The sequence below is a fragment of the Sporosarcina sp. Y838 genome (assembly GCF_056786515.1).
Genome location: NZ_JBXCJD010000004.1, coordinates 264,501 through 277,303, shown reverse-complemented (window position 1 = coordinate 277,303; position 12,803 = coordinate 264,501). Strand labels below are relative to the sequence as shown.

At 42.2% G+C, this 12,803-nt stretch carries 13 protein-coding genes; 8 read left to right on the top strand and 5 right to left on the bottom strand.

Annotated features, from left to right (window positions below; translation table 11 throughout):
• Positions 1-2: 2 nt before the first annotated feature.
• The 3 genes from AC1TO4_RS07930 to fabG all read left to right on the top strand — a co-directional run bounded on the left by AC1TO4_RS07930 (position 3) and on the right by fabG (position 2,838).
• Positions 3-1,661 (top strand): aminotransferase class V-fold PLP-dependent enzyme, encoded by a 1,659-nt coding sequence (locus tag AC1TO4_RS07930; protein ID WP_482104864.1) that lies wholly within the window; start codon positions 3-5, stop codon positions 1,659-1,661.
• On the top strand, positions 1,636-1,968 hold the full coding sequence (gene ytxJ / locus AC1TO4_RS07925) for a bacillithiol system redox-active protein YtxJ (protein ID WP_482102714.1): 333 nt from the start codon (positions 1,636-1,638) through the stop codon (positions 1,966-1,968). The genes AC1TO4_RS07930 and ytxJ overlap by 26 nt, the downstream gene beginning before the upstream one ends.
• Before the next feature lie 129 nt (positions 1,969-2,097).
• Positions 2,098-2,838, top strand: coding sequence for a 3-oxoacyl-ACP reductase FabG (fabG, locus tag AC1TO4_RS07920; protein ID WP_482104863.1), 741 nt, complete (start codon positions 2,098-2,100; stop codon positions 2,836-2,838).
• A gap of 214 nt (positions 2,839-3,052) precedes the next feature.
• On the opposite strand, the gene AC1TO4_RS07915 is transcribed toward fabG, so the two are convergent.
• The gene (locus AC1TO4_RS07915; RefSeq protein ID WP_482104862.1) at positions 3,053-3,595 is read right to left on the bottom strand and encodes a helix-turn-helix domain-containing protein; all 543 of its coding nucleotides are present in this window, start codon (positions 3,593-3,595) and stop codon (positions 3,053-3,055) included.
• Positions 3,596-3,753: 158 nt separating this feature from the next.
• Here AC1TO4_RS07915 and AC1TO4_RS07910 point away from each other — a divergent pair, with 158 nt between their 5' ends.
• Together AC1TO4_RS07910 and AC1TO4_RS07905 are read left to right on the top strand one after the other, a co-directional pair.
• Positions 3,754-4,764: a proline racemase family protein gene (locus tag AC1TO4_RS07910; RefSeq protein ID WP_482104861.1), complete on the top strand. Its 1,011-nt coding sequence runs from the start codon at positions 3,754-3,756 to the stop codon at positions 4,762-4,764.
• 57 nt (positions 4,765-4,821) lie between these two features.
• On the top strand, positions 4,822-5,793 hold the full coding sequence (locus AC1TO4_RS07905; protein WP_482104860.1) for an ornithine cyclodeaminase family protein: 972 nt from the start codon (positions 4,822-4,824) through the stop codon (positions 5,791-5,793).
• A 73-nt stretch (positions 5,794-5,866) separates the two neighbouring features.
• Here AC1TO4_RS07905 and AC1TO4_RS07900 read toward each other — a convergent pair whose 3' ends face one another.
• From AC1TO4_RS07900 to AC1TO4_RS07885, 4 genes are all read right to left on the bottom strand, one after another.
• On the bottom strand, positions 5,867-7,075 hold the full coding sequence (locus AC1TO4_RS07900; protein WP_482104859.1) for an NAD(P)/FAD-dependent oxidoreductase: 1,209 nt from the start codon (positions 7,073-7,075) through the stop codon (positions 5,867-5,869).
• Positions 7,068-7,406, bottom strand: a complete 339-nt coding sequence (locus AC1TO4_RS07895; protein ID WP_482104858.1) for a (2Fe-2S)-binding protein — start codon at positions 7,404-7,406, stop codon at positions 7,068-7,070. Before AC1TO4_RS07895 ends, AC1TO4_RS07900 begins: the two co-directional genes overlap by 8 nt.
• On the bottom strand, positions 7,403-7,657 hold the full coding sequence (locus tag AC1TO4_RS07890) for a (2Fe-2S)-binding protein (RefSeq protein ID WP_340796913.1): 255 nt from the start codon (positions 7,655-7,657) through the stop codon (positions 7,403-7,405). Before AC1TO4_RS07890 ends, AC1TO4_RS07895 begins: the two co-directional genes overlap by 4 nt.
• A gap of 88 nt (positions 7,658-7,745) precedes the next feature.
• A complete protein-coding gene (locus AC1TO4_RS07885; protein ID WP_482104857.1) occupies positions 7,746-9,482 on the bottom strand; it encodes a sigma-54 interaction domain-containing protein in 1,737 nt (578 codons plus the stop codon).
• A 164-nt stretch (positions 9,483-9,646) separates the two neighbouring features.
• Between AC1TO4_RS07885 and AC1TO4_RS07880 the strand changes: the two genes are divergently transcribed.
• From AC1TO4_RS07880 to AC1TO4_RS07870, 3 genes are read left to right on the top strand one after another with little or no spacing between them, the layout of a single operon-like run.
• The gene (locus AC1TO4_RS07880; protein ID WP_482102732.1) at positions 9,647-10,828 is read left to right on the top strand and encodes an NAD(P)/FAD-dependent oxidoreductase; all 1,182 of its coding nucleotides are present in this window, start codon (positions 9,647-9,649) and stop codon (positions 10,826-10,828) included.
• Positions 10,825-11,865 (top strand): proline racemase family protein, encoded by a 1,041-nt coding sequence (locus tag AC1TO4_RS07875; protein ID WP_482104856.1) that lies wholly within the window; start codon positions 10,825-10,827, stop codon positions 11,863-11,865. The genes AC1TO4_RS07880 and AC1TO4_RS07875 overlap by 4 nt, the downstream gene beginning before the upstream one ends.
• On the top strand, positions 11,866-12,786 hold the full coding sequence (locus tag AC1TO4_RS07870) for a proline racemase family protein (protein ID WP_482104855.1): 921 nt from the start codon (positions 11,866-11,868) through the stop codon (positions 12,784-12,786).
• Positions 12,787-12,803 lie beyond the last annotated feature (17 nt).

Below are 12,803 nucleotides of genomic sequence, written 5' to 3'. Positions count from 1 at the left end.
GAATGACTTTCATCTACAAAGTTGCGGAAACACATTCGGAATTTGAACAGATTCACGATTTGAATTATCGGACATTTGCAGAGGAAATCCCTCAGCATGAACGAAATGAAAAACATCAACTGATTGATAAGTTTCATGATGAGAATACATATATTATTTGTAAGAAAAAAACACAAGTTATCGGGATGATTGCGGTGCGCAGTAAGCGGCCTTTCTCGCTTGACGGAAAAATCGGGATAGTGGAAGATCATTTACCGTTTGAAGCAAATAATCCTGTTGAAATCAGACTTCTTGCGATTGAGCGTAACTATCGGAATGGTCGAGCTTTCCTTGGTCTTACGCAAGCGCTTGTTCAATATTGCCTTAAAGCAGGTTATGACGCCGCACTTATATCGGGGACAGTGCGGGAACAGAAGCTCTATGGTCAACTAGGGTTTTTGCCGTTTGCTCAATTGACAGGGACAAGGGAAGCTGCTTTTCAGCCGATGTACTTAACAAAAGAAACATTCGACGCTGGGATTGCAGGAAGAATTTTGAAACCGCTCATCAATTTACTACCAGGTCCAGCGACCATTTCTGAAGATGTGAGAAAAGCAATGATGACTGAACCCTTTTCGCATCGTTCTACGGCGTTTGAAATGATATTGAACCGCGTGAAAGAGAGACTGACAACTTTGACAGGCGCAAAGTATGTCCAGCTCTTTCAAGGAACAGGTACACTTGCGAATGATGTAGTGGCGGCACAGTTAAGTATGCACGACGGTAAGGGCCTTATACTGGTTAATGGAGAGTTTGGCTCAAGGTTATCAGATCATGCAAAGCGCTTTGGTATGGCGTTTGACACAATCGAAACCGAGTGGGGCTGTTCTTTTGATGGGGATGAAATCGACCATGCATTGCAATCCGGTCAATACAGTTGGTTATGGCTTGTGCATTGTGAAACGTCCACGGGTGTGCTGAACGATTTGGATTTAATGAAAAAATATTGTTCACTTTACAACATCACACTTGCAGTCGACTGTGTGAGTTCAATTGGGACAACACCTGTCGATTTATCAGGAGTCACATATGCAACAGGTGTCAGCGGAAAAGGACTATTGAGTTATACGGGTCTGTCGTTCGTTTTCCATAACGAGATAATCATCAAGAGGGATAGCTTGCCGCGTTACCTTGATTTGGGCGCATACGCAGATGCATCTGGAATTCCTTATTCCCAGTCATCTAATCTGGTCTCCGCACTGGATGTAGCTTTACGGAAATTTCAGCTCCCGGAGGAAGTTTTCACGGCAATTTCAAACCGTGCACAAAAAGTTAGAAGAGCGGTTGAAGGAGCTGGATTCACAATCCTGTCGTCGGAGGAATCTGCAGCTGCTGCAATTGTTACGATTGTATTGCCGAAAGGTTTATCGGCAATACGGCTTGGAGATAATCTGTTTTTGAACGGCTTTAACGTGCATTATGAAAGTGAATATTTACGCCAACGAAATTGGCTTCAGATTTCATGTATGAACGACGTGAAGGAAAAAGAGCTCGACAGATTACTTCACTTGCTCCCGTTCTTAACATTTGCAGACGAACAAGTGTTTAAGGTAGACTCCATAGGGAAAACAAATGATAGAGAAGGAGTGGTTAGTCATGAAGGAATTAACAACAGTAGGTGAGTGGAACGACGTATTGGAACAATCAAAAGAAGGGCCTTTACTCGTTTTAAAACACAGTACGACATGTCCAATCAGTGCTGCTGCCTACAGTCAGTTTGAAACTGTTACAACAGACGCACCGAAATACTTTCTGAAAGTTAGTGAAAGTCGTCCTGTTTCCAATGAAATTGAAAGTAATCTCGGAGTGGCACACGCATCGCCGCAACTGTTTCTGCTGAAAGACGGAGAAGCAGTCTGGCAAGCGACCCATCATTCAATTCAAGGAACAGCCATTGAAAAAGCAGTGGAAGATCTCGTAAATAAATAAGCTGAAACAGGTATTCCAATTGAGGATACCTGTTTTTTGTTAGAAAAAATTCGTGCTGTCCAATAACTATGTTAAAATTGGAACAATGGAAATAATCAATCATAATTTAAATGAGGGTAGGTCAAATGTATGCGATTACGAGATAAAATTGTTGTCATAACAGGCGGTGCGAATGGAATTGGAGCTGTTGCCGCTTCACTTTTCGGCAAACACGGAGCGCAGATTGCCATCGTTGATTTTGATAAAGAGGCTGGAGAATTAAAAGCGCAACAGCTGCACGGCGAAGGAATCGAAGCTGCATTCTTTCAGGCGGATGTTGCCAATAGTGAAAAAGTGAAGGAGATGGCAGCAAAAGTCATTGAGCAGTTCGGTAAAGTAGACATCCTTATTAATAACGCGGGTATTACTAGAGATGCCATGATGCTAAAGCTTGAAGCGGCAGACTTTCAGAAGGTAATTGACGTAAATTTAACAGGTGTATTTAATTGTACGCAAGCCTTTCTTCCAACAATGCTTGAGCAGGGTAAAGGAAAAATCATTAATACATCTTCTATTGCAGGGACAGGTGGAAATGTTGGCCAGACGAACTATTCTGCCGCAAAAGCGGGTATTATCGGCATGACAAGAACGTGGGCAAAGGAATTTGGTCGAAAAGGGATTAATGTCAACGCGGTGGCTCCCGGTTTCATCGAAACGGATATGGTTGATACAATTCCGACGAAAGTGATGGAACAAATTAAAATGATGACCCCTTATAACAGAATGGGAACGCCAATGGATGTGGCGAATGCCTATCTTTTTTTAGCTTCTGACAAATCTGATTTCATCAATGGAACTGTTTTGGAAGTGGATGGTGGCATGTTGAAGTGACAGTGAAGGGCAACGAGTAAAGAGATTGGAAAGCAAAAATGCGGATAGTTTACGATTTGTGTCAATGAGCACTGGCCCGTAAAAACGTGATTGCGAATTCTGGTAGTAGGGTAGTGTATAACCTTATTAAATAGTGAGCACCTGAATTAGACGCACTTGAAAAAGTGTGCTTAAATGAGGTGCTTTTAGTATTTAACGCGATAAATACAGCCTTTTAAACTGATGAAATACATATAAACCTAACTGGGGCATCAGAAAGATTTAACCAATAGTGAGGATTACTTGCCTCGATAATGATAGAGTCATTTTTGTTCAATTGATATTCTTCCTCATTAATTTGAACAGTGAGAATACCGTCTAAAACATAGAGAAATTCATTTCCGAAATGTGATAACGGGCTACCTTTGTTTTCGCCCGGATTCAGAATAACTAAAATCGGATTGAACCCTAGATTGGATCGATTACCTGATAGGTCCTTATAGAAAAATTGATTGACCGTCAATTGTTCATTACTGTCAATCCCACGAATCACTTTAGGGCTTGGCTGCTGATCCGTATCGTTTGAGAAAAAGTAGCTTGGATTTACTTGTAATACTTCCGATATTTTTTTTAGTGATTCGAGTGTTAATGATGATTTCATTCGTTCAACTTGGGAAAGGAAACTGATGGAAAGACCGGTTTTATCTGCAATACTTTTTAGTGTTAGCCTTTTATCTTTTCGTAATGACTTTATTTTTTCACCGATTGTTTTATCCAATGTGACGCCTCTTTTCTATTGAGTAAGATGACTAAATGGATAGTTGACAGAATATTAAAACTAACCTAAACTAAATCTAACGTTATTGAAGTGTGAATTCAATTTTATTGTGTCAATACTTCAATATAAATCTTTAATAGAGATGAGGAGATTAATTTATGATTATCAATCAGATGTATTCAACTGTTGATGTCCATGTTGCAGGCGAGCCTTTGCGAATCATTACAGATGGACTTCCGGAAATTAAAGGAAGCACTCAGCTCGAAAGACGTGCCTATTGCATGGAGCATCTCGATTATATCAGAGAAGTGCTGATGCTAGAACCGAGAGGGCATCATGGGATGTATGGATGCATCATTACACCTCCGGCAAGTCCTCATGCCGATTTCGGTGTCTTGTTTATGCATAATGAAGGTTGGAGTACGATGTGCGGCCATGGAATCGTTGGCGTTATAACGATGGGAATTGAAACGGGTAGATTCAAGGTGACTGAAGAGAATCAGAAGTTTGTAATCGATAGTCCAGCAGGAGAAATCATAGCTTATGCGAAGTGTAAAGATTCGATTGTGGAATCGGTTTCCTTTGAAAACGTTCCATCCTTTGTCCTGAAAAAAGATATGCCAGTGAACATCGACGGTTATGATTTTACTGTCGACGTCGCATTTGGTGGCGCTTTCTATGCGGTTGTACAAAGTAAAGATATGAACTTAAAAGTGAGCAAAAAAGATTTGCCAGCGCTTCAAAAGTGGGGAACAAAAATCAAACACTACATTGAAGAGAAGATGGAAGTTGTCCATCCACTTGAAGGTGGTCTGCATGGGATCTATGGTGTTATTTTTTCAGATGATCCCGTCAGTAAAGATGCAGATTTACGTAATGTCACGATCTTTGCAGATGAGCAAGTCGATCGATCGCCCTGTGGAACGGGTACTTGTGCAAGGCTTGCAACACTTTATGAGAATGGTACATTAGGCGGGAATGGGAGGTTTGTCCATGAAAGTATTACGGACGGGCAATTCATTGGCGAAATTTTGTCAATAAGTGAAGTAAGTGGACATAAGGCAGTTATTCCGAAAGTAACTGGAGATGCCTTCTTGACAGGGTTCCACCAATTTTTAGTGGATCCACGTGATACATTACCAAAAGGGTTTTTACTGGAAGAAATTTGATTGCTCAATATAGTAATTTCATATTTTCAACTGTGAGTAATAATGGAGGTAAAATACATGTTGATTTTAAGTGCGGATGACCAGAAGGAATTAGTAGACATGGGCGAAGTAATGGAATGTGCTGCGCTTGCTTTGAAAGAGTTTTCAGCCGGCAATACGGAAACACCGATACGTTTATCCCTACCTTTTGGAACAGAAAACACAGGCCTAGTTATGCCGTCCGTTGCAGAAGGATTAAAGACAATGGGCCTTAAATATGTGACGGTTGTTCCAAATAATAAGCAAAGTGGAAAAACGATACAAGGGGTTGTTCTGCTTTCCGATATTGAAACAGGAGAAACGCTCGCATTGCTTGAAGGTTCGTATTTGACTCTAATTCGGACGGGAGCATTATCTGGAGTGGCGACTAAATACTTTGCCCGTGAAGATGCTAAAACACTAGGTATTATCGGGACGGGAGAGCAAGCAAAGGGACTTTGCGAAGCAGTTACGGCGGCTAGGGACATTGAAGAAGTCTTTATTTTTAATCGTAGTGAAAGAAAGGCAAAAGAGTTTGCAAAGTTCATTCTGGACAAGTTTAATCTTAAAGTAACGGTCTGCAATGATTCGAATGAAGTCGTTCGTAATGCGGATGTCTTAGTAACTGCTACGAGCTCGACAACGCCGGTCTTTTCGGAAGCATTAAAGCCGGGAACGCATGTAAATGCGGTTGGGTCATTCCGCCCTTCTATGCAGGAATTGCCATCGCACGCAATCAGCACAGCGACAAAAGTCATCGTCGAAGCAGAAGATGCTGCTTTGGAGGAAACGGGTGACTTGCTAGTGCCTATCCAAGAAGGCGTATTTTCTGAATCAGGCATTCATTCGGAACTGGGTAAAGTGGTTAGCGGTGAACGTCCGGGTAGGGAAAATAATGAGGAAATTACTGTATTCAAATCAGTAGGTCTTGCGATTGCTGATATCGTCGTTGCGAAATACTTATATGATAAGGCAATGGCAAACAACGCTGGGGTCAAAGTTCAATTATGACAGGTGTAAAAATAGCTGCTGTGGAAGTCAGTATTAAGGCTTCCACAGCAGCTATTTTTAATTGCATATCTGGTCAGCTATGCACTACGTGCTCTTCCCAATACTGAAGAAGTTTTTGTTTTCCTTCTTTGACCGAAGGGTGAAATTGAATGAAAGCATTGTCTCGTGCGTCTTCAATCATTTTGATAGACTCTTCCAGTTCAGATTCCTGTTTGCCGCCGCTTATGTTATTGGCAATCGCCAGCCCAGCAGTAGTTCCTTGCCTTATCGCCACTTTAGCCCCTTCAACACCAGTGATGTTTCCTGCAACGTATAGCCCGTCGAGTGTAGTTTCCAATCGATCGTTATGAAGTGGAACGTAACCGCCCAATTCTTCAATGAGATAGAATGGACAACCCGCAACTGCCGCCAACTCTGCCAAAGGGTACAACCCACCAGCAATACATACGAAATCTGCACTAATGTTTTCTTCGGTCCCGGGAATGACTTCACCCGATGCGTTAATCGTAGCAATCGTTACGCCTTCTACAGCACCATTACCGTAAATTTGGATGACTGCTTTTCGAAGCATAATAGGGATATCCCACATTTTTACGCCTTTTTTTGGAAAGAAAGTGATCCCCATTTTTTTCATGAACTCATTTTTCATAAGCTTACTTCCGAATTTGATGAAAGCAGACGGTGCCATATGGGAAACGTGCAACAGTGAATTCATGACGTCCATTGGGTTACCAGATTCTTTCGTCACTTGATTCATTTTCGGTAATGTGATGCATGCAACGTCGATATCGGCGAGTTTAAGTTCCATTGCGATTGCGGATGACAGGACATTTACGCCAACAATGACACCGCAATCTCCGGGTTTAACCCTATGTACATTCGTCATGACCTGGGCAGCCCCGACAGACATGACTCCCGGCAGTGTCCAGCCTGGTATTGGCAATGGTACTTCAGCCGCTCCGGTTGCAAGCAATAAATGAGAAGTATAATACGTTTCCTCGTCTGTATAAATGACCCATTCCCCATCCAGTTTTTCAATGTTAGATACTGGAGTGCCTAAGCGAATTTGAACGCCAAGCGCAATAGCTTTGTCATGCAGGTTCTTGGATTCCTTTATGCCATTCCACCACTTGCCATTTGACTCTTCATAAAGTTGACCTAACAAGCGTCCACCAGCCAGCATATACTCATCAAGAATCAGAACTTCAGAGCCATTTTCTGCGATGGCTATTGCGGCGGATAAGCCTGCAGGACCTGCACCGATAATAATAACTTTACTCATTTTCCGACCTCCAGTCCCTAACCGACGTCAGGAGTTTTTCTCCGCTTGATACAGTCATGCCCTCCTGAATAGGCGTTAGACAGGCTCTTATACCTTGCTGTCCGTTGACAGTTACACGGCATTCGAAGCAGTGCCCGATATTGCAGTAAATTCCGCGCGGAGTGCCATTTTCTTCGTGAAGACGCAGTGTACGGATACCATTTACTAAAAGGGCTGCAGCTAATGATTCGTTTCTCAACCCCTGAAGGACGGTGTTGTTGAAAGTGAAGGAAACAACATCGGTGTCGTCTACTTTATCCAGTACCGGATGGTTTATAATTCTTCTCGTCATTTTGTAATATCCCCCAAACTGCCGAAACTTACTGGTCTGATAGGTGGCTGGTATTTCAATGTGATTTGCGCAACATCTCTTTCAGTAGAAGAATGTGCGATGCTGTCGACCATTGTGCGGCACGTTCTTCCACCGCAGTAGCCCATGCCGGCACGGGTCCGAAGTTTCAGTTCCCTCGCAGAACAATTATAGTTTTCAGCTGTTTCCTTTAATTCACCATAGGTTACTTCTTCGCATCTGCAAATGATCATTTCATTTTCCGACAAGTAAATCACCCCATACTTAAACTTTTTATATATGCATATATCTATATGCAAGAATGTAGCCAAGTTTGGAGAGTCATAATTTAATGCCTAACTTATTCATCCGGTTATAGAGAGTTGCTCGAGTGATTTCTAAGTTTTTAGCGCAAAGGAGTTTATTTCCATCGGCTTTACTCAGTTCCTTGAGGATAATTTCTTTTTCGTACATCTGTAATTGTTCCTGTAAAGAAAATCCTTCAGTATTGGTTAGCTGGTGGACTTGCGGTACATCATTATCCGTAATTGTAGATTGTGGAATTCGTTCCATTTCAACTGGAAGGTCATCTATTCTTATTTCTCCGTTTTCAGAAAACGCAACGAGCCGTTCAATGACGTTCTTCAGCTCACGGATGTTACCCGGCCATGAGTGTTGAAGCAATGACTGCATGACGGCTTGCGAAATACCGTGGATGGGCCGGTTATACTTTACGGATAATTCATAGAGGAAATAATGGGTCAACTCAATAATATCTTCAAGACGTTCGCGCAATGGCGGGACTTTGAAATTGACGACATTTAAACGGTAATAAAGGTCTTCCCTGAATTTCCCTTCATTAATAAGCTCTTTCAAGTCGCGATTGGTTGCTGCAACAACACGGAAATCCACTTCGAGTTCTTTCGTGCCGCCGACAGTGTAAAACTTCTTTTCTTGAAGAAGCCTAAGAATCTTCACTTGCATGTCCATGGGCATTTCTCCGATTTCATCTAAAAACAATGTACCGTTCTTCGCAAGTTCCACTTTCCCTTTTTTTCCTTTTTGATTTGCTCCTGAGAAAGCGCCCTTTTCGTACCCGAAGATTTCACTTTCAAATAGTCCGCTTGGGATGGCGCCGCAATTGATGGCGACGAATGGTGCACTTTCAGTCTCGCGTAAGTTGTGGATTGCTTTCGCAAACAGTTCTTTACCGACACCGCTTTCCCCGTAAATAAGGACGCCAGCATTTGTGGTAGCTGCTTTTCTAGCGATTTCCAACGTCTGTTTCAGTGCAGGGCTGTTGCCTTTTATGAAGGAAAAAGGATTGATGGTAGGCGATGTCTTTCTAACTTCTTCCTCCAGACTGAATAACTTTTCAGAAGTCATGTAAAGCTCATTATTCAATAAAATCTGACTGGTTATATCCGTTTCAGAAACAACCGCCCCAATGATCTCTTCATTGAAATAGACAGGATTGGAATTAATCATGACGACTAGATCCTTACGGGCATGGTGCTGGCTGTGGTATAGAGAATTTCCGTCCTTTAAGGTATTTAGAATTTCCAATCTCTCGGGACTGAAAAAATCGGTAATGGGTTGACCGATGATGTCCTCTTCTTTTACAGAAAATATTTTTTCTGCTCCTTTTGTCCAAAAAAGGACATTGGCTTCGTCATCTATCACTGTGCAAGACTCATCGATGGTTTGTAAGATAGTGTTTAAATAGGCTTCGGCCCGCCGGTATTCGTTCAATAAGTGTTTAGAAAATACCTCATATGTCAGAAATCCTAGATATTCACCAGACTCATTACAGATAAGTGCGATGTCGTTAGCCCCAAGCTCTTTAAAGACTTCTTGCGATGAGCTGTTTAACGATAAAGCTTTGCAAGGGGTATATATTATTTCTTTTTTAAATTCACTAAGTTTGACACATTGCGGACCATCCTCCGTTAAAAGGAATACCGTTTTAGGCATTTCTTCTGCAATCCGCTTCGCCAATGAATCTTCGTCTTTCATTGATTCCACTAGTGTGAACTCTTTTTCTAGCAACTTACCAAGTAGTTTTTGAGAAAATTTCATTTTCTTAGCCACCTCTACTGTCAAAATATTTGAACTGTATAGATAAGTTTACACTAACTATTAGAATATTCAATGGAGAATGATTAAATAGAGGGATTTTACTGTTTGGCATGCAACTTGCATTAGATATAAGTGAACGAGCAAGTGAGAGGGGGGTTATTGTGATAAATACTCAACATCGAGATGTTGTCGTCATCGGAGGCGGAATCATGGGCGCAGCTATTGCCTATTACGGTTCGAAAGCCGGCTTGGATATCACCGTCCTTGAAAAGAAGGAGTTGGCGAGCGGTACCTCCTCCAGGTGCGATGGAAATATACTGGCGATTGACAAAGATCCCGGTTTTGATAGTCAGATGTCTGTGAAAAGTCAACAACTCGTGCATGAGTTGGATAAAGAACTTGAGGTTTCATTTGAATACCGCAACCCTGGGAGTATTTTAGTGTGTGAGAACGATGCTGAAATGGAAGCTGCGAGTCAGTGGGTCAGAAGACAGCAAGAAGCTGGATTAGATTTCAAGATGCTGGATCGTCAAGACTTGCGCAATGAGTCCAACTACTTTGCAGACGATTTGTATGGTGGACTGGAATGTAAAACAGATTCAACCGTCAATCCGTACATGATGACGTATTCAATGTTTCATAGTGCTGAGAAAAAAGGTGCGAAAATACATACAAATACAGAAGTGAAAAATGTGACGCGAAATGAAGCGGGTCAGTTTTTCATCGAAACGGATAATGGTATGTATACCGCCAATAAAGTGGTCAATGCCGGGGGTGTTTGGGCACCGAAACTCGGTGAGATGATGGGCTTGGATATTCCGATCATTCCAAGGAAAGGTCAACTGATTGTTGCTTCACGGCAACAACCTGTTGGGTTAAGAAAAGTGATGGAGTTTGGCTACCTAATTTCAAAATTTGGCGGTGAAAGAACGGTAGATCCAATGACGGAGAAGTATGGCGTTGCGCTTGTATTCGAGCCAACTGAAAGTCAAAACTTTTTAATCGGTAGTAGCCGGCAATTTACCGGTTTTGACACACGTGTCGATCATGAAGTGACAAAATACATTGCCAAGCGTGCGATGCGCTTCTATCCGAAAATTGCGGATATGACCGTCATCCGGACGTATGCCGGTTTGCGGCCGTGGACGGAAGATCACTTACCAATCATTTCGCGCGTAGAGCATATCCCGGGGTATTTCATCGCTGCGGGTCACGAGGGAGATGGGATTAGTCTTGCTGCCGTGACAGGAAAACTGATAGAAGAAATGATTAACGAAAAAGAAACGTGTATTCCAATAGAGCCATTGCAACTCAGTCGTTTTAAAGAGAGGGTGACCATCGGATGAATTACCAGCGACTGTTCACAACAATCGATACGCACACGGGTGGAAATCCAACAAGGACAGTGATAAGTGGATTGCCACCTTTGAAAGGAAATACAATGTCTGAAAAAATGTTGTATATGGAGGAGGAATTTGACTGGATTCGAAAATTCCTAATGAATGAACCACGGGGACACGGTGTTATGTCAGGCGCTTTACTGACGGAACCTTGCCATCCGGATGCTGATGTAGGTGTTATTTATATCGAAACAGGCGGTTATTTGCCAATGTGTGGGCACGATACAATCGGATTCTGTACAGCCCTCGTTGAAGCAGGACTGATTGAAGTTCATGAGCCTGTTACAAATCTAAAAGTGGATACACCTGCAGGGCTTATCGACGTGAAAATCAAGGTCGTCAACGGAAAAGCCGAAGAAGTGACGTTCGACAATGTGCCGGCATTTTTACTGAAATCCATTGAAATTAATGTAGAAGGAATCGGCAATGTGGAGTGTGACATCGCGTATGGTGGTAATTTCTATGGAATTATCGATGCACGTAAACTTAATCTGCCATTGGTGGAGAAAAATGCAACAACTATCATCAATAAGGCAATCGATATTCGCAATGCCATCAATGCAACTGAAGAAGTAATTCATCCTGAGTTTCCGTTCATCGCGGGTTTGACGCATGTTGAATTCTTTACGGACCCGGTTCATCCAGATGCACATGTTAAAAATACGGTTATTGTTCCGCCAGGAGGGATTGATAGATCTCCATGCGGAACAGGCACATCCGCGAAACTGGCGACGCTGTACAAGAAAAAACAAATCGGGATGAATGAACTTTTCGTTCATGAAAGTATCGTTGGTACGTTATTCAAAGCAAAGGTGCTGGAAGAAACAAAAGTGAAAGACCTGGATGCGGTGATTACGGAAGTGACGGGCTCTGCTTGGATTATGGGGATGCATCGTTTCTTCTACAATGAAAAAGATCCACTGCGCGAAGGATTCCTGCTTATTCCGCCGATGGAACATGTTCCAGTGAAAGAGGGTGTCTAAATGAACTTCGAAAAAATGTACAGCACAATCGATACGCATGTAGCGGGAGAGGCATTCAGAATCGTTATCCAATCACCCATTAGGCTTCACGGGGGTGACGTACAAACCAATCAAGATGCGTTGGAAAATAACTTTATGAATGAAAAGAACTTATTGCTGAACGAACCGCGAGGACACCGCGGGATGCATGGATGCGTAGTTGCTTCATCCAAAGTCGCGGACTTTTCATTGTTATTCTTCAATCATGCAGATGTCAGTAACTTCAAATATGAAGGCCTGCTCGCGACGGTAACGGCGTTGATTGAAACCGGAAATTTGAATAAATCAGTAGATGAGTTTTACAAAGTAGAAACAGTGAATGGGATTTATACAGTGAAAGCGGTTGTTGAAAACCAAGAAGTGACTTCCGTTTCCATTGAAAGTGAAGCTTGTTCAGAAATTAATTCCAATCCGGAATACGTTTCAATAAGTGTTGACAATGCGCGAAATTACTTGATTTACACGTTGCCAGATACCATCCAAAGCATCGAATTGGAACATCTGGCAGCATTGAACCGCTGGGGTTTGCAGCAGACGACGAAATTGACGAACGATAACGTCGACTACGCAGGGGTTGTAGTCATTGAATCAGTACCATCTTCACCTGATAAAATCCGATCGGTAACGTTTGAAAAAGACGGATACATCCTACGTTCACCAGGGATTGATAGTACGTTTGCCATTCTTACAACACTGGCAAATAAAGAAACAGGTCTAACCAAAATTGAAAATGAAAGTATTTTTGGAAGTTCATTGACCGCGAAAAAACTTTCGGTGGATGAACATCGATATTCCGTCGCAACAGAAGCGTTTGTAACGGGAGCACATGAATTCATTTTTGATCAGGACGATCCATTGAAAGATGGCTTCTTATTGGCATGATGTATTTTGAAGAAAAT

Coding starts and splice junctions, on each gene's coding strand:
- AC1TO4_RS07930 (WP_482104864.1), top strand. CDS start 3: ATGACTTTCATCTACAAAGTTGCGGAAACACATTCGGAATTTGAACAG.
- ytxJ (WP_482102714.1), top strand. CDS start 1,636: ATGAAGGAATTAACAACAGTAGGTGAGTGGAACGACGTATTGGAACAA.
- fabG (WP_482104863.1), top strand. CDS start 2,098: ATGCGATTACGAGATAAAATTGTTGTCATAACAGGCGGTGCGAATGGA.
- AC1TO4_RS07910 (WP_482104861.1), top strand. CDS start 3,754: ATGATTATCAATCAGATGTATTCAACTGTTGATGTCCATGTTGCAGGC.
- AC1TO4_RS07905 (WP_482104860.1), top strand. CDS start 4,822: ATGTTGATTTTAAGTGCGGATGACCAGAAGGAATTAGTAGACATGGGC.
- AC1TO4_RS07900 (WP_482104859.1), bottom strand. CDS start 7,075: ATGAGTAAAGTTATTATTATCGGTGCAGGTCCTGCAGGCTTATCCGCC.
- AC1TO4_RS07895 (WP_482104858.1), bottom strand. CDS start 7,406: ATGACGAGAAGAATTATAAACCATCCGGTACTGGATAAAGTAGACGAC.
- AC1TO4_RS07890 (WP_340796913.1), bottom strand. CDS start 7,657: ATGATCATTTGCAGATGCGAAGAAGTAACCTATGGTGAATTAAAGGAA.
- AC1TO4_RS07885 (WP_482104857.1), bottom strand. CDS start 9,482: ATGAAATTTTCTCAAAAACTACTTGGTAAGTTGCTAGAAAAAGAGTTC.
- AC1TO4_RS07875 (WP_482104856.1), top strand. CDS start 10,825: ATGAATTACCAGCGACTGTTCACAACAATCGATACGCACACGGGTGGA.
- AC1TO4_RS07870 (WP_482104855.1), top strand. CDS start 11,866: ATGAACTTCGAAAAAATGTACAGCACAATCGATACGCATGTAGCGGGA.